This window comes from Pedobacter sp. AJM (genome assembly GCF_002197755.1).
In the GTDB taxonomy this organism is placed as follows: Bacteria; Bacteroidota; Bacteroidia; order Sphingobacteriales; family Sphingobacteriaceae; genus Pedobacter.
Window position 1 is genome coordinate 864,575 of the sequence record NZ_NHOT01000003.1, and the last position, 20,822, is coordinate 885,396.

General features: G+C 40.4%; 19 protein-coding genes. All 19 read right to left on the minus strand.

Annotation, left to right across the window (positions count from 1 at the left end; translation table 11 throughout):
• The 19 genes from CBW18_RS09480 to CBW18_RS09565 all read right to left on the minus strand — a co-directional run bounded on the left by CBW18_RS09480 (nucleotide 1) and on the right by CBW18_RS09565 (nucleotide 20,558).
• Nucleotides 1-2,520, minus strand: coding sequence for an SLBB domain-containing protein (locus CBW18_RS09480; protein ID WP_088301041.1), 2,520 nt, complete (start codon nucleotides 2,518-2,520; stop codon nucleotides 1-3).
• Nucleotides 2,521-2,707: 187 nt separating this feature from the next.
• Nucleotides 2,708-3,457, minus strand: a complete 750-nt coding sequence (locus tag CBW18_RS09485) for a tyrosine-protein phosphatase (protein WP_088301042.1) — start codon at nucleotides 3,455-3,457, stop codon at nucleotides 2,708-2,710.
• A 238-nt stretch (nucleotides 3,458-3,695) separates the two neighbouring features.
• Nucleotides 3,696-4,832, minus strand: a complete 1,137-nt coding sequence (gene gmd, locus CBW18_RS09490) for a GDP-mannose 4,6-dehydratase (RefSeq protein ID WP_088301043.1) — start codon at nucleotides 4,830-4,832, stop codon at nucleotides 3,696-3,698.
• A gap of 139 nt (nucleotides 4,833-4,971) precedes the next feature.
• Nucleotides 4,972-5,112 carry a hypothetical protein gene (locus CBW18_RS21360; protein WP_172406482.1) on the minus strand — a complete coding sequence of 47 codons (141 nt, stop codon included), beginning with the start codon at nucleotides 5,110-5,112 and terminating at the stop codon, nucleotides 4,972-4,974.
• Nucleotides 5,113-5,180: 68 nt separating this feature from the next.
• Nucleotides 5,181-6,464 carry a nucleotide sugar dehydrogenase gene (locus CBW18_RS09495; RefSeq protein WP_088301044.1) on the minus strand — a complete coding sequence of 428 codons (1,284 nt, stop codon included), beginning with the start codon at nucleotides 6,462-6,464 and terminating at the stop codon, nucleotides 5,181-5,183.
• A gap of 341 nt (nucleotides 6,465-6,805) precedes the next feature.
• The gene (gene rfbA, locus CBW18_RS09500) at nucleotides 6,806-7,666 is read right to left on the minus strand and encodes a glucose-1-phosphate thymidylyltransferase RfbA (RefSeq protein ID WP_088301045.1); all 861 of its coding nucleotides are present in this window, start codon (nucleotides 7,664-7,666) and stop codon (nucleotides 6,806-6,808) included.
• Nucleotides 7,667-7,726: 60 nt separating this feature from the next.
• Complete coding sequence (gene rfbD / locus CBW18_RS09505) at nucleotides 7,727-8,587, minus strand: dTDP-4-dehydrorhamnose reductase (protein WP_088301046.1); 861 nt, start codon at nucleotides 8,585-8,587, stop codon at nucleotides 7,727-7,729.
• On the minus strand, nucleotides 8,580-9,128 hold the full coding sequence (gene rfbC / locus CBW18_RS09510) for a dTDP-4-dehydrorhamnose 3,5-epimerase (protein ID WP_088301047.1): 549 nt from the start codon (nucleotides 9,126-9,128) through the stop codon (nucleotides 8,580-8,582). Before rfbC ends, rfbD begins: the two co-directional genes overlap by 8 nt.
• Entirely contained in the window at nucleotides 9,128-10,180 is a 1,053-nt protein-coding gene (rfbB, locus tag CBW18_RS09515) for a dTDP-glucose 4,6-dehydratase (RefSeq protein WP_088301048.1), read from the minus strand. Before rfbB ends, rfbC begins: the two co-directional genes overlap by 1 nt.
• 140 nt (nucleotides 10,181-10,320) lie before the next feature.
• Nucleotides 10,321-10,884, minus strand: a complete 564-nt coding sequence (locus CBW18_RS09520; RefSeq protein WP_088301362.1) for a DUF3109 family protein — start codon at nucleotides 10,882-10,884, stop codon at nucleotides 10,321-10,323.
• 2 nt (nucleotides 10,885-10,886) lie between these two features.
• A complete protein-coding gene (locus CBW18_RS09525; RefSeq protein ID WP_088301049.1) occupies nucleotides 10,887-11,660 on the minus strand; it encodes a DUF3108 domain-containing protein in 774 nt (257 codons plus the stop codon).
• A gap of 83 nt (nucleotides 11,661-11,743) precedes the next feature.
• Nucleotides 11,744-12,259 (minus strand): DUF2480 family protein, encoded by a 516-nt coding sequence (locus CBW18_RS09530; RefSeq protein ID WP_088301050.1) that lies wholly within the window; start codon nucleotides 12,257-12,259, stop codon nucleotides 11,744-11,746.
• 65 nt (nucleotides 12,260-12,324) lie between these two features.
• On the minus strand, nucleotides 12,325-14,409 hold the full coding sequence (locus CBW18_RS09535; protein ID WP_088301051.1) for a SurA N-terminal domain-containing protein: 2,085 nt from the start codon (nucleotides 14,407-14,409) through the stop codon (nucleotides 12,325-12,327).
• Between the two features lie 222 nt (nucleotides 14,410-14,631).
• Nucleotides 14,632-15,204: a hypothetical protein gene (locus tag CBW18_RS09540; RefSeq protein WP_088301052.1), complete on the minus strand. Its 573-nt coding sequence runs from the start codon at nucleotides 15,202-15,204 to the stop codon at nucleotides 14,632-14,634.
• The gene (locus CBW18_RS09545; protein WP_253248996.1) at nucleotides 15,204-16,496 is read right to left on the minus strand and encodes a hypothetical protein; all 1,293 of its coding nucleotides are present in this window, start codon (nucleotides 16,494-16,496) and stop codon (nucleotides 15,204-15,206) included. Before CBW18_RS09545 ends, CBW18_RS09540 begins: the two co-directional genes overlap by 1 nt.
• Nucleotide 16,497: 1 nt before the next feature.
• Entirely contained in the window at nucleotides 16,498-17,232 is a 735-nt protein-coding gene (locus CBW18_RS09550; RefSeq protein ID WP_088301054.1) for a type III pantothenate kinase, read from the minus strand.
• Nucleotides 17,233-17,375: 143 nt separating this feature from the next.
• Nucleotides 17,376-18,290: a DUF6427 family protein gene (locus CBW18_RS09555; RefSeq protein WP_253248997.1), complete on the minus strand. Its 915-nt coding sequence runs from the start codon at nucleotides 18,288-18,290 to the stop codon at nucleotides 17,376-17,378.
• A 402-nt stretch (nucleotides 18,291-18,692) separates the two neighbouring features.
• Nucleotides 18,693-19,682: a glycosyltransferase family protein gene (locus CBW18_RS09560; RefSeq protein WP_088301056.1), complete on the minus strand. Its 990-nt coding sequence runs from the start codon at nucleotides 19,680-19,682 to the stop codon at nucleotides 18,693-18,695.
• A 21-nt stretch (nucleotides 19,683-19,703) separates the two neighbouring features.
• Nucleotides 19,704-20,558 carry a UDP-2,3-diacylglucosamine diphosphatase gene (locus tag CBW18_RS09565; RefSeq protein ID WP_088301057.1) on the minus strand — a complete coding sequence of 285 codons (855 nt, stop codon included), beginning with the start codon at nucleotides 20,556-20,558 and terminating at the stop codon, nucleotides 19,704-19,706.
• Nucleotides 20,559-20,822 lie beyond the last annotated feature (264 nt).

Sequence of the window (20,822 nt, forward strand, 5' to 3'; positions counted from 1 at the left end):
TTAACGTAATAAACTCACAATAATGGCAGCCAGTGAGGCGATACCTGTTGATATTCCAATAAACGTAGCGGCATTGAGCTTCTCACGCTCCGCCCTTTTCGGCACAAAAATTTCAGCACCCGGTTTTACCTGCGGAAAATTATTGAAGAACAAAAATTTCCGGTTGGCAGCAACAGATCCGTTGGAGTATACAATAAATGCACCTTTTCGGTATGCATTATAGCTGAAACCGCCTGAGCCACTGATGTAACCGGTAAAGCTTTTGCCTTTGGTATACACAATGCTGTTGGGTTTTAAAACTTCGCCTGTTACCCGAACGGTTTGCAGCTCTTTGGGTACCCGGATCACATCTCCGTTTTCTACAATCAGGTCGTTACGTGATAATGGCTTATTCATGATCTTTTTCAGGTCGATCCCAACCAGGTCACTTCTTAATATTTCAAGGTCTTTATCTAAACTGGTGGTATCCCTTGCGCCTGATTGCTTTAAACGCTGCAGGTTTAACAATTTCTCGCGTTCTTCTCTTCTGGTTTCCAGGCTGTCCATCCGTAAATCGCCTTTACCAGTCCGCCTTAAAGATGCACCTTCTACATAAGCCAGCGGACTTAATCCTCCAGCCCTTTTAATTATATCAGAAATCCTTTCGTCTTTTTTGGTGATGGTGTATATCCCCGGATATAACACTTCACCTTCAATTTTAATCTGGCGTTGCGTATGGTAACTTTCCGAACTTCTGATGGACACAATATCAAATGGCTTTAAGGAAAAATCCTGGTCCTGTAATTTTAAATCCGGATCTACATTAACTGTAAATACCTCTGCCGTTTGTGCCGAGACCGAGGTGGCATCGCTGTTTTTAATTCTTCTGGAGATTTCAATTCTGTTTGGTGTGGCGCTTTCCCTGAAGCCACCCGCCATCTGGATTAAAGATTCCAGGTTCATTCCTTCTGCATACATAAAAGTGCCCGGCTGTCTCACTTCTCCCTGAATGGTCACCCTGAATTCTTCCCGTAACTGAAATATTGATTTAATGCTGACCCGGTCTTCCCGCTGCAACCTGATATCCGGTTCAGTACCGGCTAAAATTTTGCCCAGATCAAAAGAAACCAGTGCCAAACTGTTATCGGCATTTAACCTCGAAATATAACCCCTGTTTAAAAAGGCATCCTCTTTAACCCCATCTGCTTTTTGAATCAGGCCTTTCAGCGTCAGCTGATCATCAAGTTCATATTGTCCCGGACGAAAAACAGCCCCATCAATTTCCACCCGGTTGGCAAAGCGGTCCAGAATTTTCTCGACCAGAAACTTATCGCCATTTTGAGGTTGATAGGTTTGAAAATCAGATTCCGGAATGTCTGTAATTTTACGTTCCCTGTTCGTATTCTGCAATACTTTTATCTGTGCGGAATAGGCATCATTAGAAAAGCCGCCTGCAAAACGCAGGGCATCGGCCAGTGTTTCAGTAGCTTTAATTTCGAAATAAGCCGGACGTTTCACTTCACCGGATAATGTGATACGGGTTTGGTATACCGGTACATTGATGACATCCTGATCCTGCAGGCGGATATTGCCTTTTTGAAGCCCGTTAAGCAGGAAATCGTAAATATCAACCGTATAAATGACTTTATTGTTCCGGATCACCTGAATGTTCCGGTAAGTACCGTTTTTATTCGGGCCACCCGCAATACTTAAGATATTGAATAAGGAAGACAGGGAAGATACCGTATAGGCGCCCGGCCTGGTTGCTTCACCCACCACCATGATGGTGATACTTTTAATGTTACCCAGCGTGATCGATACGGAAGTTCGGCCAGATTTAATGGCCGGATAGGTACCGGCAAGCGAAGACCTGATTTTAGAAGTGGCCTGCTCAATGTTCAGCCCTGCTACAGAAATAAGCCCCACGTATTGAACCCTGATGGTACCATCCGGACTCACTTTTGATTTGTAACTGACTTCGTTATCACCGGTAATATCGATCAATAACTCATCATCAGGACCTACCACATAACTCTTAGGCGTAGCCATTCTCAGGTTGGGCTCAAAGGTTTGTGTACCTGATCCGAAAAGTTCCTCGCCAAATATTTTCAGGTTATTTAAGGCATTGGCATTGGCCAGAGCCTGTCCTGAGAGAGAGTTATTGATCTTTTTGAGCGAATCTATTTTACTTTGTGCACTATTGACCCTTGAACGTTCTACATCTACAAAAGGCTTATTTGCCGCCTGACCGGTATTGGTACTGGTATTGGTTGTACCGGTTCCATCCTGCTTTCTGATTTTCTCTACCCTGACACGCAGTTTCTCAATTTCAGTTTGTGGCATACCCTGGGCCAGTGCTAGCTGCTCCAGCTGGGCATCATTATAGCCGATAGATTCTGCCCGCTGCATCAGCTCCCTGATTTTGGCATCGCTCAGTTCATCCACCTTTACATCAGCATAATTGGTTTGCGCAGATAAGGATGTGGAGAGAAAAAAGGCAAAGAAAAGTAACAGGGCCTTAAGTAAATTTTTAAACTTCATGTGTAGGTTTTTTATGAAAAAAGTGCGGATCGTGTTGATGCCATCACGAGCATGCACAAATTTTCATTTTATTGATATGCTATATTGCACCAAAAATACAAAATTATTTCATTGCACAGGAAAGCATATCAAACATGAACACATGTTTTACGCTTGCGCATGGTATAGCGGGTCAGGCTTAGCGCATTTAAATGGTTTGTGTCATATCCTGTCCGAAAAGCTCTTTATTTTTAAATGGATAATGACCCAGTAAATCATATAGCTTTCCGCTTTGAACAGCTTCCGTAAGGGTATTGAGGTGTTTATCGTGGTGCAGGTCTGTTCCGGCAAGGTCATACATGTTTTCTTTTAACAGATATTCTGCAAATTGCTTTACTTCTTTGCCATAATAACCCACAATTGACAACAGATTTAATTGCAACAAGCAGCCTTTGTCTTTAAAGCGGTTGAGTCTTGTCCTATCTTTAAAATAGAACGTATAACGCTCAGGATGCGCCAGAATAGGCCTGTATCCTTTAATTTCTACATCAAAAACCCGTTGACTGATATTCGGACTTTCATTCAGATAGGACATTTCAATTAACAGAAACTTTTGTTGAATAGGGCACATTTCTGCTTCCAGGTCAAAATCCTGATCGATCATATATTCCGCCCCGGAATCTAATTTTAATGAAACCTTTGCCTGATCCATGGCCAGCTGCAAGGCAAACCGGGCCTGATCTATGCTGAGTTTGGTATTCGGATACAATTCCTTAAAGATATGGGGGGTTGCAATCAATTGATCGAAACCCAGATCCTCCAATGCCTTCACAAATCTTAATGAAGTGGCCACATCGGGCGAACCATCATCAATACCAGGAAGAATGTGCGAATGCATGTCTATTCCTAACCAGGAAATATCCGTAATTTTATTTTTTTTACTAAAAAAGTTAAACATTTTTATCAGAATACTGAATAGTTGTTAAAATAATTATTTAAAAAGCGACTCTTATCCTTATCATTAAATTTAGCCGCCCTACTCTTTAAAATTCTTGACAGTTATTTTTATTTGTTTTAATTCACAACATAAAAAGAACTTAATTCTATACACCCACTACGCTATACTATTTTAAATCAGATATTTAATCCGGAATATTCCAAAGTGGCTCATCATATATTCAGTATTCTTTTTCTTCTTATTCAAAATAATTCAGCGTTCTGTAACCACCTTGTTTAAGGTATTCATCCTTCTTCATTAAATTCAGATCAGATGAGATCATATCTTTTACCAATAAAGGCAGGTCATATTGAGGTGTCCAGCCCAGTTTTGTTTTGGATTTGGTGGGATCGCCCAGTAATAAATCAACTTCGGTAGGCCTGAAATACTTTGGATCAACCCGCACAACCGTTTGCCCTGGTTTAAGGTTTTCAGCATTTAACCCTAAACGTGCAATACAATCCTGATCAACATCAATAATCACGCCTTTTTCGTGTTCATCCTTACCGGAAAATTCAATTTCGATACCCAGTTCGGCAAAACTCATGCGCACAAAATCGCGAACTGTGGTGGTTACCCCGGTGGCAATTACAAAATCTTCCGGCTGATCCTGCTGCAGAATTAACCACATGGCTTCGATGTAATCTTTGGCATGCCCCCAATCTCTCTGGGCAGAAAGATTACCTAAATATAAACACTGCTGTAAACCCAGGGCAATTTTACAGGAGGCCCTGGTAATTTTCCTGGTAACGAAGGTTTCACCACGCAGCGGACTTTCATGGTTAAATAATATACCATTGCAGGCAAACATCTGGTAGGCCTCACGGTAATTTACCGTGATCCAGTAGGCATACATTTTAGCTGCCGCATAGGGCGAACGCGGATAAAAAGGTGTGGTTTCGCTTTGCGGAACCGCCTGTACCAATCCATAAAGCTCAGATGTGGAAGCCTGATAGATTTTTGTTTTTTGGGTTAAACCCAATATCCTGACCGCCTCCAATAAGCGTAAGGTGCCGAGACCATCTGCATTGGCTGTATATTCCGGCATTTCAAAACTCACCTGCACATGGCTCATGGCCGCAAGATTGTAAATTTCATCGGGTTGCACTTCCTGAACAATCCTGATCAGATTGGTCGAATCAGTTAAATCACCATAATGCAGTTTGAAACGCACATTGCTTTCATGCTGATCCTGGTACAGGTGATCAATGCGGTCGGTATTAAAAGACGAAGCACGCCTTTTGATGCCATGCACAAAATATCCTTTTTTAAGTAAAAATTCTGCAAGGTATGCACCATCCTGTCCAGTTACACCTGTAATTAAAGCAACTTTCATAAACTATTCTAATTCTCGAACTGCAAACATACTGAATAATTCATTTGATTGATAAAGCACGCTGTATTTTAGAAAACAGGGGTTAAGCATTGATCAGATTTCCTGTCAGATGATTTAAAGATTTCCTTAAAAACAAAGATTAAGTAAGTGAATTTTGCCTGTTAAACCTATTGCGTTCTTTACGCTTTTCATTTTCTTTTAAACGTTTAAGGGCGAGGTATGCGATTAAATTAGAAAAAACTACGGCAGCAATGCCAAGGATTTCAATTTTCGTAATCATAATAAAGGGATAAACTAAATTGGAAACGAAAAATCAAAAGAAATGTTTTATGATTTTATTAAAAATCCTTACAACCTGGCATCTACCGCAGCACGATCAATGAAGGCCTTTGTATCAAAAATAATAGTTCCGCTGTCTTTCCATGACTGGAAATCAATTTTCTGATAAGCGGCATGTGCTACGGCCAGTATCACCGCATCATAAGGCATAAAATCATCTGCAGCAATCAGGTCAATTCCATATTCCAGCTTCACCTCTGCCGGGCTCGCCCATGGATCATAAATATCGGCCTCGATACTGAATGACTGTAGTTCCTTATAAATATCAATTACCTTGGTATTCCTGGTATCCGGGCAATTTTCTTTGAAGGTAAACCCGAGGATCAATACTTTAGCACCCTGGATAGGCTTGTTTCGGGCCACCAGCATTTTGATGATCTTATTGGCGACAAACATCCCCATATTATCATTCACCCGTCTTCCTGATAAAATCACTTCCGGCTTATAGCCCAGTGCTTCTGATTTGTGCGCCAGGTAATAAGGGTCGACGCCTATACAGTGCCCCCCGACTAAACCGGGCTTGTAATTTAAAAAATTCCATTTGGTGGCTGCCGCGGCGAGTACATCAGCGGTATCAATCTCCATCCGGTCGAAAATGAGTGCCAGCTCATTTACAAAGGAAATGTTTACATCACGTTGTGCGTTTTCAATGGCTTTGGATGCTTCTGCCACTTTAATGCTGGGTGCCAGGTGTGTTCCGGCCGTAATGATTGTGGCATAAAGTGCATCAACTTCATCTGCAATCTGGGGTGTAGAACCTGATGTAACTTTTTTAATTTTGGTGAGGGTGTTCACCTTATCGCCGGGATTGATCCGCTCAGGCGAATAACCACAAAAGAAATCCTGATTGTATTGAAGCCCTGAAACCCGCTCCAACACAGGCACACAGTCTTCTTCTGTACAACCTGGATATACGGTGGATTCATAAATAACGATATCACCTTTTTTTAAAACAGAACCAATCATTTCACTGGCCTTCAATAGCGGCTGAAGATCCGGCCTCTTCAGGTGATCAATAGGTGTAGGTACGGTAACGATATAAATCTGCGCATTGGCAAGATCAGCGCGGCTGGAACTTAACATCAGGCCCCGGTCTTGTTCGGCTGTTGCCAATACCTGCGCAAGATCAGGAAGATTGGCCTCATGGGTAAGATCGATTAAATTACCAAGACTCCTGACCCTGCTTTCATTAATATCAAACCCAATTACACGAAAGTGTTTGGCAAACTCGATGGCTAAAGGCAGGCCAACATACCCAAGGCCGATAATGGCCATCTGTTTGTTTTTATTCATTTTTATTTTGGTGATTGGGCAAAGATAAGATAAATCAAGGATGCTTTAAGTTGATCTTTCAACCACCCCAAAAGATACAAGGCAAAGCACGCATGAAGGGAAGAAAAAACAATGGGGAGGATTTTTGAACCGGCTAAGCTTGCTGTTTTTAAAGATTCCTGTACAAGCGCCATACCTGTTTGCGAAGACAGCGCGAGCGATGATTGGACTTCAACAACCTGTGCAGTTCAAAGATTCCGCTACGGCGATCGGAATGACGATGAACTTAGCTGATCTGCCCATAAAAAAATCCCAGGTTAAGAATTTATCTTAATCTGGGATTTAAAAGGAAATCGAGTAGGCTATTTAATCTGTTTTAACAGGTAAGCACCATATCCGCTTTTAACCAATGGCGTTGCAATCGTTCTCAATTGCTCCGCATCTATAAAGCCCATGCGATAGGCGATTTCTTCAATACAGCCAATCTTTAAGCCCTGGCGTTCTTCGATGATCTGCACAAACTGCCCCGCCTGCATTAAAGAGGTAAATGTTCCGGTATCTAACCAGGCTGTACCACGACTTAAAACACCAACTTTCAGTTTTCCACGTTCGAGGTAAATGCGGTTAATATCCGTAATTTCATATTCCCCACGAGGTGAAGGTTTAATATTTTTAGCAATTTCAACCACTTCATTATCGTAAAAGTATAAACCCGGAACGGCATAATCTGATTTGGGAGAAACCGGTTTCTCTTCAATAGAAATCGCTTTTTTGTCTGCATCAAATTCCACTACCCCATAACGTTCCGGATCAGAAACCTGATAGGCAAATACAACACCGCCATCCGGGTCTGAACTGGATTGCAGTAATTTGGCCATTCCATCACCATGGAAGATATTATCACCCAATACAAGCGCCACTTTATCCTGACCGATAAATTCCTCACCAATGACAAAAGCCTGCGCTAAACCATTCGGCTCGGCCTGCACCGCATAACTCAGCTTACACCCAATGGCAGATCCATCACCTAATAATTTTTCAAAGTTAGGCAGATCATGTGGTGTGGAAATGATGAGAATTTCTTTAATCCCGGCCAGCATTAAAGTTGACAAGGGATAATAGATCATGGGCTTATCATAAACCGGCATCATTTGTTTACTGCAGGCAAGTGTAAGTGGGTGTAAGCGGGTTCCGCTTCCGCCGGCAAGAATTATACCTTTCATATCAGATTCAAGATTTGAGACATTAGATCTGAGGAATACTCAGCCAATACCTGTTTTAGTTTAACTATTATTAATTTGTTTGATACATTCAACCAGGCTGTGTCTCCAATAAGGGATCTCCAGATGAAACGTTTCTTTGATTTTTGTTTTATCCATCACTGAAAATGCCGGCCTGGTGGCCTTTGTGGGGTAGGCAGACCCCGGAATAGGGTTTACCTTAACCGCTGTATTGCTGATATCAAAAATTGCTTTTGCAAAATCAAACCAGGACGTTACGCCCTCATTGCTGTAATGATAAATGCCATACGCATCAGAACCAGATTCAATAATATCAAAAATAGCATTCGCTAAATCAATGGCATAGGTTGGTGTACCAACCTGATCGGCAATGATATTTAATTCATCACGGTCAGCCCCCAGCTTCAGCATGGTTTTGACAAAATTATTGGCATACTCTGAATATAACCAGCTTGTACGAAGAATAAAATGAGATTTTAGTAAGGCGATTACCGCCTTTTCCCCATCAAGTTTAGTCTGTCCATATACATTAACCGGATTGGCAATATCACTTTCCAAAAGAAGTTTTACCTCATGGCCTTCAAATACAAAATCAGTGGATACATGAATCAACGTTGCTCCTGCATCAGCACAGGCAATGGCCAGGTTAGCGGCACCGGTTTCATTTACCGCTTTCGCTAATTCCACTTCATCTTCTGCTTTATCCACGGCTGTATAGGCCGCACAGTTGATGACAAATGCGGGTTGTGCTTTAGCTAACAAATTCTGAAGGCCTTCCAGATTCAGGATATTCGCATCAGTTTCTGAGGGGAATACAATTTCTGTGATGCCGCGTCTGGAAGCTACAGTTTTCAGGCATTGCCCCAGCTGGCCTCCGGCACCAATTACAACAATCTTATCCATGATGCAGTTCTGCAAAAGTTTTTAACAAAAGATCCTTTTCTGAAACAGACTGCTGATCCTGAGGAATCATCCAGTCGATGTTTAGATCCGCATCATTATAAATGACGCCTGTTTCTGAGGCTTTATTGAAGAAATTATCACATTTATAAAGGAATTCGGCCGTTTCACTTAATACGGAGAAACCATGAACAAAACCCCTTGGAATATACAATTGTAACTTATTTTCTGCACTTAAACGCACAGCCACATGCTGCCCATAAGTGGGTGAACCCGGACGTGCATCTACAGCCACATCCAATACCTCACCCTTGGTTACCCGCACCAGTTTGGCTTGTGCGAAAGCACCAGTCTGCGCATGTAAGCCACGGATAACACCGTAAGCAGAATAAGATTGGTTATCCTGCACAAAATCGCCGGATAAACCTGTTTTTTCTTCAAAAGTTTGTTTGTTAAAACTTTCGAAGAAATATCCCCTTGGATCTTCAAAAACCCTGGGTTTGATAATGATGCAGTCTTTTAATCCTGTTTGTTCAATTTCCATTATTTTTCGCTGTACTGCTTCTCGTAATAAGACTGATAATTTCCTGAGGTGACGTTATTTAACCATTCTTCGTTCTGCAGGTACCAGTCAACGGTTTTGGCTAAGCCTTCTTCGAATTGCAGACTAGGTACCCAGTCTAACTGATTCTGCAGTTTGGTAGAATCGATGGCATAACGTAAATCATGGCCGGCACGATCAGTAACATAGGTAATCAGTTTGGCTGATTCACCCTTTTCACGGCCTAATTTCTCATCCATAATTTCGCAAAGCAAATGGATGAGATCAATATTTTTCCATTCATTATGGCCACCAATATTATAGGTATCGCCTGTTTTAGACTGGTGAAAAATTACATCAATCGCCCTGGCATGGTCTTCTACCCAAAGCCAGTCGCGCACATTTTCACCTTTACCATATACCGGAACGGGTTTATTATTTTTAATGTTGTTGATGGCCAGCGGAATTAATTTTTCCGGAAAGTGGTGCGAACCATAATTATTAGAGCAATTGGAAATGACACAATCCATTCCGTAAGTATCATGATAAGCCCTGACAAAGTGATCAGAACTGGCTTTTGATGCCGAATAAGGGCTATGCGGATCATAAGCAGTCGTTTCTGTAAACATACCTTCCTCACCCAGCGCGCCATAAACCTCATCCGTACTCACATGATAAAAGCGCTTTTGATCATATTGGCCTTTCCAGTGTTCGCGTGCGGCGTTAAGCAAATTAACGGTACCGATAACATTGGTCATCACAAAAGCTGTCGGGTCTGAAATGGAACGGTCTACATGGCTTTCTGCAGCCAGGTGAATTACTGCATCAAAATTTTCTTTCGCAAACAAATCGCTCATGGCAACCGCATCAGTAATATCTTCTTTTACAAAACGATAATTCGGCTCATTTTCGATATCGGTTAAATTGGCCAGGTTACCTGCGTAGGTAAGCTTATCCAGGTTTACGATTTGGTAATCAGGATAATTTTGAACAAATCGACGAACTACATGAGAGCCTATAAAGCCTGCCCCACCAGTGATTAGAATTTTTTTCACAGTATATTAAGTATTTTCAATTGGCTAAAATAACATAGTTATTACAAATAAACAATTTGATGCTGACCTTTGCAAATTACAACTCAACTACCTGAGGGACATTTAAGCCTTAGTAACTGACTCATCTTAACGTACATTGATCACAATGCAGCAACCGAACTTTCCAGTTCCTTATACCACTCTTCACCATATTTTCTGATGAGCGGCCCCTTCAAAAAACTATAAACAGGAACTTTCAGTTCTCTTCCAAAGGTACAGGCATCGTGACAGATATGCCAGCGATCATAATTTAATACATCAAATTCGGGGTATTTGGTAATGCGGATAGGATACAGGTGGCAGGATATGGGTTTCTGCCACTCCACGATGCCTTCTTCATAAGCTTTCTCAATGGCGCATTTGGTGATGCCATTTTCAAAAAGCACATAAGCACATTCTTTATTTTTATCTACACATGGGGTAGTCAGATCACCATCTTCATCGACCACGTAAGTACCCTGTTCTTCGATCGCTTTAATGCCCTTCTCATTTAAGAGGTGTTTGATTTTAGGGTAAATTTCAGTTAAAATTGCTGTTTCTTCCTGATCAAGCGGCGCACCGGAATCGCCCTCTACACAACAAATCCCTTTACATTTGCTCAGGTTACAAACAAAATTCTCTTTTAATACATCTTCGTGCACCAGCACCTGTTCAACTTCTATCATCATTATTCTTTTGCCAAGGCATATTTTAAACCTGCAGCTGATTTTAATTCCATGGTGACCGCACCCACCAATATTTCTACCTGGGCCTTTACCGGCACCCGGTTTCCATCATCTGTTACCCAGAGATACAGTCGGCTGTCTTTTTTAAAGATCCGGCCGGGTTTAATGGACGGACTAAATTTGAGGCACCTTATATTGCCCAGTTTACTTTTGATGGTTTCCTTACCCACATATGCTACTTCCAGCGCAGAGATCTCATCCTGAAGAAAATAATTGAGTTTAAAGGTATCGCCTATTTTCATTTTACTGATGTCCAGGCTTCTGGCGAAATAATATGCAGATACTAAATCAAAAGTCTGCGTGGTCGGTGTGCTGAATGTGCCCCGGTTGGATACAACTTTTTTTCCATCCTGGTTAAACCGCGCCTTATCCTGTCTTTTGTAACTCGACTCCCTGATATTCTCCTGATAGAAGTAGGGCAGTAAATCTGTTTTATCAATATAGGAATCATACCGGTCTCTGATTTTGTAAAACACATCAAATGTACCGGATGTATGCGCATCAACTGACAGCCTGTATGTAGGCTTGTTATCAAACTTCAAATCAGAATTGGTCACTTTTATTGTAGCTTCTGCAGCGGTAATAAAACCATAACGGAGCCTATATTGCAATTCTTCACCTTCCTGAAAAACAGGCTCCTTTTTTAAAGGCAATTGTTGTGCAATACCTGTTAAGGTTAAACTAACGGCCAGAAAAGTTAAAAATATTTGTTTCATTTACTTTTGTGTATAGTATGTAGATTCAAAGAGAACTTACCTAAAATGCTGAATCCTGAAAGGTATACAAAAAGCAAACCAATTTAATCTTTTCTTTTAAATACTGGAACAGTAGAGCAGGGTTCGCCAAACATTATGCTTTTTACAACGGGTGTTAACAGGTTGGTAATTTCCACATAGGCGGATACCGGAATATCAATATCGCCGCAACCTTTGATGACCACACGCTCATTCGCATAATCTGCAGGATTGATTTTAGATAATGCCTTAGTCATGAGTACAGCTTCTAAGGTATCGATGCCCCCAAAAACCACCTCATTGGCATAAGGATTCATTTTATTGGCCAGCAGCATATATGCCCAGGTAGGCACAATGGCATCAGCAGAACAGATAATGGCTATATTTTTATCCTGATATTGCGCCCAGTCATGTTCTTTTATAAATGCCCTGAAATCTTTTTCCCTTAGCATCAGCCCATGGAAAAGATTTTCTTTGATGTCATAGATTACCCGTTCACCCTGGTGATAAAAATCTTCCAGGTTTAACGTCATTAATCCACTGTTGGCTACTTTATTGATGATATTTTCTTGGATGTCCATGGCCTTAAATAAAAAAACCGTTCCGAATATGCTTCGGAACGGTTACAAAATTACGCATTTTCTGATTAATAGAATTTCACGCGATTGTCTTTTATCTTGGCATTATCCTGTAAGGCCTGAAAAGCCGATTGTAAAGAACGTTGTCCTAAACTCAACAGCATGCTTTCCTTTTGCTTAAACATGTTGGCAATGGGTGCAGGATTGGTAAATCCATCAACAGAAAACACATAAACACCGCGTTCGCCATCTACCGGAGCAGAAACTTTACCTGGCTGAGCACCAAATACACTTCCCACTAATTTATTTTCCTGCGCAATGCCCGGAAGAATAGGGTTTGCAAAAACAATGTTTTGTACAGGATTAACTGTACGCCCAACTTTAGAAGCAACCTGAGCCAGGCTTGCTTTGCCGGCACTGTTAAATTTATCTGTCAGCATTTTGGCCTTCACGGCATTGCGAACCATCGGTTCAATTTCTTTTTTAACCTGCGCTAAAGTTAAGGTACCTTTTGGTTTAACATCAGTCAGGTGGGCAACCACATAAGCATTGGTCATGGTGTAGATTTCAGGTAATACATCACCCTGATCGGCGGCATAGGCATCCTGAATTAATTTACGTGGATTATCTAATCCTGGCGCAAACCCCTGAATGGCCGAAACCTTATCAGCCACTGCAACTTTTAACCCTTTGTCTTTTGCGTATTTTGAAAAATCTTTCCCTTTAACATCGTTTAGAAAACTACTGGCTGCTTTGTATGCTACCGCCTGAGTTTTACTGCTTGGAGCCAATGCTTTTTCTATATAAGCCAGCTTAGCCACTTTAGATGAACCGATTTGTTTTTCAATTTTAATAACATGCACACCAAACTGCGATTTAACCACTTTGATATCACCGGCTTTTCCATCAAATACAGCATTCTCAAATTCCGGCACCATAGCGCCACGTGCAAATGTACCCAGCTCGCCGCCTTTATCTTTAGAACCATCTACACTATAGGTTTTCGCCAACTGGGCAAAGTTACCGCCTTTTTGAATCAGGCCTTTTAATGAATCTGCCAACTTGATGGCTTTATCTTCTCCGCCAACTTTAGCCGGATCAATTAAGATATGGCTGGCCTTTACCGAATCAGGAGAGAAACGGGTATCCACCACCTTAACCAGTTTATATGAATTATTTGATAAAACAGGACCGTAAAAACTTCCTGCCGGAAGCGCAAAAACTGCTGAATCTACTGCCGGATCTAATTTACCTTTTGTTAAATAAGTAAACGGAACTTTTACTTCTGAATTGATTGCTGCAAAAAGAGAATCGTTTTTAGCCGTTTTAAAGTCGGCTGCGATTTTGTCTATTTGTGACTTAACTGCTGCTGAATCACCTGAAGTAGGTTTAATGTCAAAAGAAACATAATCAAAAGAGCGGCTTTCCTGTGGATTATTGAAACGCGCTTTATTTTGATCGTAATAAGCACTATAATCTGCATCCGTTAATTTCACAGTGGCATCCGGGATACTGGAATAATCCAGGCTTACATATTTAAAGTTAGCCAGTTTATTCCGGTTGGTATATTCATCTGTTGCTTCCAGTGAGGTTACATAAACAGAATTGCGGATCAGGTTTGAATATTTAGTCTGCAAAGCCTGATTTGTAATTTCCTGTTGTAAAAGGGTAGACTGCTGTAAAGCCTGTGGTTCTTTTGATTTCAGAAAGTTCATTAAGGTTGCGCGGTCTAACTGCCCTGTCTGCGGATTGGCAAAATATTGTTTAATCAGCGGGCTTGGATTTTGACCCTGTAACAAGTCTACTAACTCATCTTCAGAAACGGTAAGGCCTAAACGATCGTATTCTTTGGTTAATAATACTTTCCCCAATTCAGCATTCCAGGCCTGATCTACTGCCATTGCAGTCATCTGTGGGTTTAAGCTTCCGCCGTATTGTTGTTTGAATTGATTCAGGCTTTGATCTACTTTAGGTTGAAAATCATCAATGCTGATATCATTTCCATCGACAGAACCCACTACCTTCTGATTTGCTGACCAGAAAGGTTTACCCACGTTAATTGCATCACCTACTAAAAATGCAACAATTGCAAAACCGATGGCGAAGACCAGGATATAGCCCGCACGGTTACGCAAAAATGTCATTAATCCCATATTGTAATTATAATTTATTTAGTTTTTTTTAAGAGGGCGCAAGATACAAATTTGCCTTAAAAAAGAAAATACAAAATTTTATTTATCAAGTGTTTAATCTTTAAGCAAATAGAACGCTTTAATTAGTGGGATGAGGGAGGGGTAGAATGATAGAATAGCGCATAATTTAAGCCAAATGAAAACAGGTTTCTTTCATTCAAAATTCATGCATTCTATCGCTACCTACGGCGCAATACCTTCCTGCATATTTAACTGTCCGCTTCCGGTTTCCATTTCATATGTACTGAAATCCTGAGGGGCTTTAAAATTAATTCCGTCTCCGATACTGCCGTCTGCACCCTTAACATAAACCCTCTGGTTAGAATAAAAAATCTTCTTATTTTCATCCCAGATTAATTCTTCAGAAGAAAAGGTATCGCCTTTATTATTTTTTACCACTACATTTTTTCTGAAGATGGTTTGCTTTATTTCATCTTTTCTGATGGCATAATCACATACCAGATTACCATCAATGGTTCCTTTTGGATTAAAAAAATCGATATTCACCCCTTTGATCATTTCTTCATAGGCCACACCGGCTGAGGGCGTAACTTTATCCATGATGGGCGCTTTGCCTCTTGCTTTCACCCTGGCCGAGTCACTGTAAATAATTTCCACACCTAAAGTACGGTCACGGGTGAACGTTATTTTTTTAGCAGAAACTGCATTTGCATTTTTCAGGTCATCCTCTCCACAGGCCACCATAAAAAGTGGTAACCCCAGCATCAAACCATAAAGCAATGTTTGCAATCTCATTAATCAACCCTGTATCTGCGGAACCAGGTATCATTAAGCGTGAAACCCAGGTGAAAGTTAATGTATTGTTCTTTAACCAGGTTATTCATCATAGTCCCTCTCTGGCCTACTTCTGTAGTAAAATTGATTTTATAAAAAGCCGAGCCTGCATTGGCCGTTGGAAGCGGGAAGCCAAAGCCCAATGATGCACCCATTTGTTTAATGTCCTGGTTTCCGATTTTAACGTAAGTTTTGTCATAGCTAACCCCTAAACGGTAATCAACACGTTTCAGATAACTGTTATAGGAAGTATAATCCGGTGTCCACTGCCCCCCCAATGAAGCACCCCAGCTATCTTGCAAGCCAGAATTAACATTATTGATAGTGGTTGCCGCCCATTTACTCATCCTGAAATCTGCGCCAATTAACCATTTATCATTTTGCTGTATCGAAATTCCGAAATTGTGTGATAAGGGTAGTTTCAGATTAGATTTTGCGCCATTAATTACATTTAAAGTATCTGTAGCCAGATTTTCAGTTCCGTCTGCTGCCCTGGTGTACTGAATAGCATAGGCATTTTGCTGAGAATTAATGGTAGATGATGTGCTTCCTGAATAACCTAAAGTAAGCAGTGTTTTGCTGCCCAGGTTGAAATCATACTGAATACCGTAAGAATAATTTAAGCCGCCAACACTATTTTTATTTTGAAGCTTCGCATTAATTGCACCTGTTGCCGTGTATTCCGTAGCCCGGGTGGTTTGTAGGTTACCAAAGATATACTCAACATTTCCGCCTATTCTTAAATGGTCTCCAAAGCGATGGCCATAGCCAAAATAGGCCTTTGACAGGCCACCTTCACCTTCGTAAAGCTGATCAACAGATAAGGTATCTATTTTCACATTGTTTCGGTAAGAATATCCGAGATCAGAATAAGGCATGATACCAAAGCTGATTGCTGATTTTCTGCTTACCGGAATAGCAAAAGCCAGGTGACTGAACGTAGAGTTAAAACTTGATTCAGTTAAATTGTTTTTGGATAAGCTTGTTAAGCTGGCACTCATCCCAATATCAATGGTGGTTAAGGTAATGCCGGAATACGAAGCCGGATTTTGCATGTTGATGTAATTAAACCCGGTTACTTTATTTACCGCAGTTGAAATTCCACCCATGGCCCTAAGCTGAGGGAGTAATGAACCCTTTATATTTCCAAGTCCGAATCTTGAATATGGTGATGAGGTGGTAACCTGCGCCTGGGCACCTAAACCACAAACGAGAACGAGTATGGCTGCAATATAATTTATTCTTTTGTACATTTTAATCTGCAATAGCTTCATTTAATCCTTTTAATACCAAGTACGGATCTTTTATAATTTGAGGGGCAAAGATGCTGTTTTGTAATTGCTTAAACAAAAAATTAGCGTCGCCACCTGTTATAATCACCTTTAAAGCACTTTCTTTTATATTATTTAAGGCTATATAACCTTCAATTTCATTAATAATTCCTTGCAAAACACCATTTTTCATTGCAGAAACGGTATCAACACCTTGCGGAATCTCTTCATTCGCATCCCAATCAATTACAGGTAAGCGGCCTGTATACTCATGCATGGATTTGAAACGCATTTTTATCCCCGGACTTATACTTCCGCCGAAATATTCGTTACTTCCTGTGCGCAGGTCATAAGTGATGCAGGTACCGGCATCGATTACCATACAAGCCGTTTCAGGAAATAAACCATTGGCCCCCAACATGGCTGCCCACCTGTCTAAACCTAAGGTATTGGGTGTTTGGTACCGGTTGATCACGCCATTCGTTAATAAAGTTGAAAACCGGGTATAGCTTGTTCGTTTTTTTAAAAATTCTTCTAAAGGTGTGATGTCCTGATTTACACTACTGATAATTGCTTTACGAGGTGAAAACTTATCAATCAGGTGTGCCAGATCAATAATACCTACCTTAAGCAAACGAAGATGATGAATCATTTCACGATCGGCAAAAACGCCTATTTTTGCTGATGAGTTCCCGATATCAATAGTTAACCTATGCATGTCATTTTATTATGCTTTATCTACTGACCTGAAAACATGCCTTATCAACCAGATTAAAACCTAAAAAAGCTTTAATACGAAACTTCATGCCACAAAGCTATTAATCTTTGTTAAGTTTTGTTCTAGTTTTTTGTTAAAAAAGGTTAAACAAAAAGAAAGTACTGTACAGAAAGGATAAATAAAACAAACAGCGTTTCATAAAACCATCTTACCTTGGCATTACTAAAATAATAGGCCAAAAGTACTGCGCCTGGAGGTACAGCCAGTAAAAAATGCCAGGTACGAAAATGAGGCTTAAGGTAAAAACTCGCCCCGGCAACAATAAACATGAAGAACAATAACTGGAAGGCCTTCCGGGTGCTGATAAAACTCCTGAAAAAATTTTCACGAAGTTGTAACGATGCCAGAATAATAATAATGGTAACGGGAATAAGCACCAGGTAATCGTTATAATTAATTTTAAACACGGATGGAAATTTACTGCCTAATGGCCTCCAGATCTGGTAAAAAGAGCCAATGTTATTGTTCCAGTAATAAAATACGGCCAGGAAAAAAAAGATCGTAATAAAGCCCACCAAACCGGATACCCATTCGCGCCAGTTAAATGATCTGAAAAGCAAAAGTGCCAGAAAAATGAGCAGCAGCATGGCCATAAATGGAAAATAAATCAGGGTGCCCACACCAATGATCATCCCAATATCAAAAACGGTTGTGATTGAATTTGCGCTTTTATTCAGCTTCAGAAATTTATCAATTAGCCAGATCAGCAAAAAATTGGTGATTAATGCCGGACTCAAAACCATAAATGGCATAAATAAACTGGTACCTGTAACATACATTAAAGCAGGCAAAAAACTGGGCTTTGAAAGCAGGTTATGGTTATTCGTAACACGGTTAAATATTAAGGCCTGGATAAAAACAAGCATTGTGGCAAAAAAGATATTTGCAGCCGGTGAAAGTGCCTGATCTAGATCTACATGAATCAGCAATCTTGCAAAAGGCTCCAGAAAATCAAAATTTAACTGGCCCGGCAACTCATAAAATATCGCTATACGCATAAAAAACGTATAAGCTAGCAATAAGATGAGGTTAATGGGATTTAGCTTTCTAAACTGATTAATCATGCCTTTTTCAAAGAGATGCAAAGTAAAGAAAATAATTTAAGAAAGGTTAAAGCGAAAAGACTAAAGCTTAAAGACCAGGCAGAAAGCTTAAGCTTTGCTTTGCAGTTTAATAACACTCCGGCTTACATTAACTTATGTGTATTATATGGTCAAAAAATAAGACTATAGCTTAATCACAACTGCTCAAAGCTTTTCGCTTTGGAATAAAAAAATATTTATCTATTAGGAATTGACTGCAGTGTTTAAGTAGCTAAATGTTTAACCACCTGAAATACCTCAGCATTTCACTATAAAAGAACCTGATAGACTCAGGACTTTACACACATCCCATTTGAATTAAACCCTTGCATATTTTTTTACCATATCATCAATAATCCGGGCTGTTTCATCCGGAAAATCAAATTCATGTTTTTGAGGGTTTGCCACCCAATCCTTTATAATGGGCAACCAGTTATCAGAACTCCCCCAGATTACAGGCAGACCAAATTGTTTCAATGCATAAGCATTACACTGCTGCTCAAACTGAAAGCGCATGGGTGCCACCAATAATTTTTTCTTTAAATAGAGTGCTTCAGAAGGCCCTTCAAATCCGCCCCCGGTAAACAAACCTTCACAGGTAGCCAGACTCTTGTTGAATTTTTCATTGTTCACCGGTTCTACACATACATTTCCTTCCTGATAGGCCACTTTACTATGCTTGGAAAAAACTTCCCATTTTACCTCTGGCAGTTGCATAAAAAGCTTCACCAGCCGTTTATCATCTATAGCAGGCAGGTAAACAGTATAATGGCCCAGGTTCTCCGTTTTCATGGCCCTGATTTCAGACCGGATCACCGGTGTATGAATAAAGCTGTCATACCGATCAAAATGAAAACCAATGTGGTATTTTGTGGGTGCGTACCGGCTTAAAATTAACTTACCCCAATCCAATGTTTTCGGGCGGGGAACTTTTTTAGATTTAAACGCCGCCTGATGGCTTAGTGACACACAATCAATTCCCTGAAGTTTACAGGCCCATGCGCTTACAGGCTCAAAATCATTCACAATCAGGTTATAATCTTTTAAGGGCAGCTGCTTCATGTCTTTTCTGAAACGAAAAAGGTTCATACTCAGCCAGGTTTTGAAATGGTCTACACCACCTTTTTTGCCAAAGATAAAACTGAAACCATGAAGCTGGTATTTCACCGGCTGACTCAGCTTTACATCTGCCTGTGTACCACTCACCAGAATATCAAGTTCGCCATATTGTTGCAGCAATGGAATAATTTCCCTGGCACGGCTAATATGTCCGTTACCGGTTCCCTGTATGGCATAAAGTATTTTCATTTAAGCCCTAATATCTCAAAATTATTGGGCAATTTCATATTTTATATGTTGCAAAAGAATATTTACATCCAGCTTGCTCTTCAAATCTTCTGAATCTGAGAGGATTCCATCATCTGTTTCGTCTTTTGTAAACTCTTTATGATCATACTTAAAAACCGTCCAGTTTTGATCCTGATACTCTAAAGCGGTGAGGCTTTCTACCCAATCTCCACTATTCAGATAAGTTACCGTTCCGTTTTCCATTGTAATATTACGCTTTTCAGCCTGATGGATATGACCGCAAACCACATATTCATAACCCTTTTCAATAGCCAGCTCGGCCGCAGTTTGTTCAAAGCTATTGATAAACTTTACGGCGTCCTTAAATCTCGCCTTGATCTTTTTTGAAAAGCTCATTTTCTCTCGTCCAAAGGCTGTGAGTACCCAATTTACAAAGCTGTTGATCAGGATCAGACTGTCGTAACCAACTGCGCCCATTTTCGCCAGCCATTTAGAGTGCTGCATGGTCACATCAAAAACATCACCATGGAAAAACCAGGCTTTCTTGCCATCCAGCTCCATAATGAGTTTGTTTTGCAGGTGAAATGTGCCCATTTCCATACCGTCAAATTTACGCAGCATTTCATCATGATTTCCGGTAAGGTAATGAACCTGCACGCCTTCAGAAACGAATTTCATTAATTTACGAACGACTTTCATGTGCGATTCCGGCCAGTAGCGTTTGCTGAACTGCCAGATATCTATAATATCACCATTTAAGATAAGTGTTTTGGGCTTAATACTCTTTAAGTACTTTAACAGTTCTTTGGCATGGCAGCCATAGGTGCCCAAATGCACATCGGATATTACGACTACATCAACATTTCTTTTGTTCATAAACTAAATTTTGGGGGGACAAATGCTATTACCGCTTTAAAAAAGCAGTTCAGATATAAAAAAACTGCCCTACCAGTCTTCTTCCTCATCAAGCTTTACCTCGAAAGGGCTAAAGAAATAAAGTACAATTATGAGCAGGCATACGGCGAAGAATAATTCTAGCATATCATCTGGTTTTACATTACAAATGTAAGACACTGTCTATCAACCAAATGTTACGTGATTGTTAAATTTTATTACAAGCGTGATTCAATGTTATTTGAC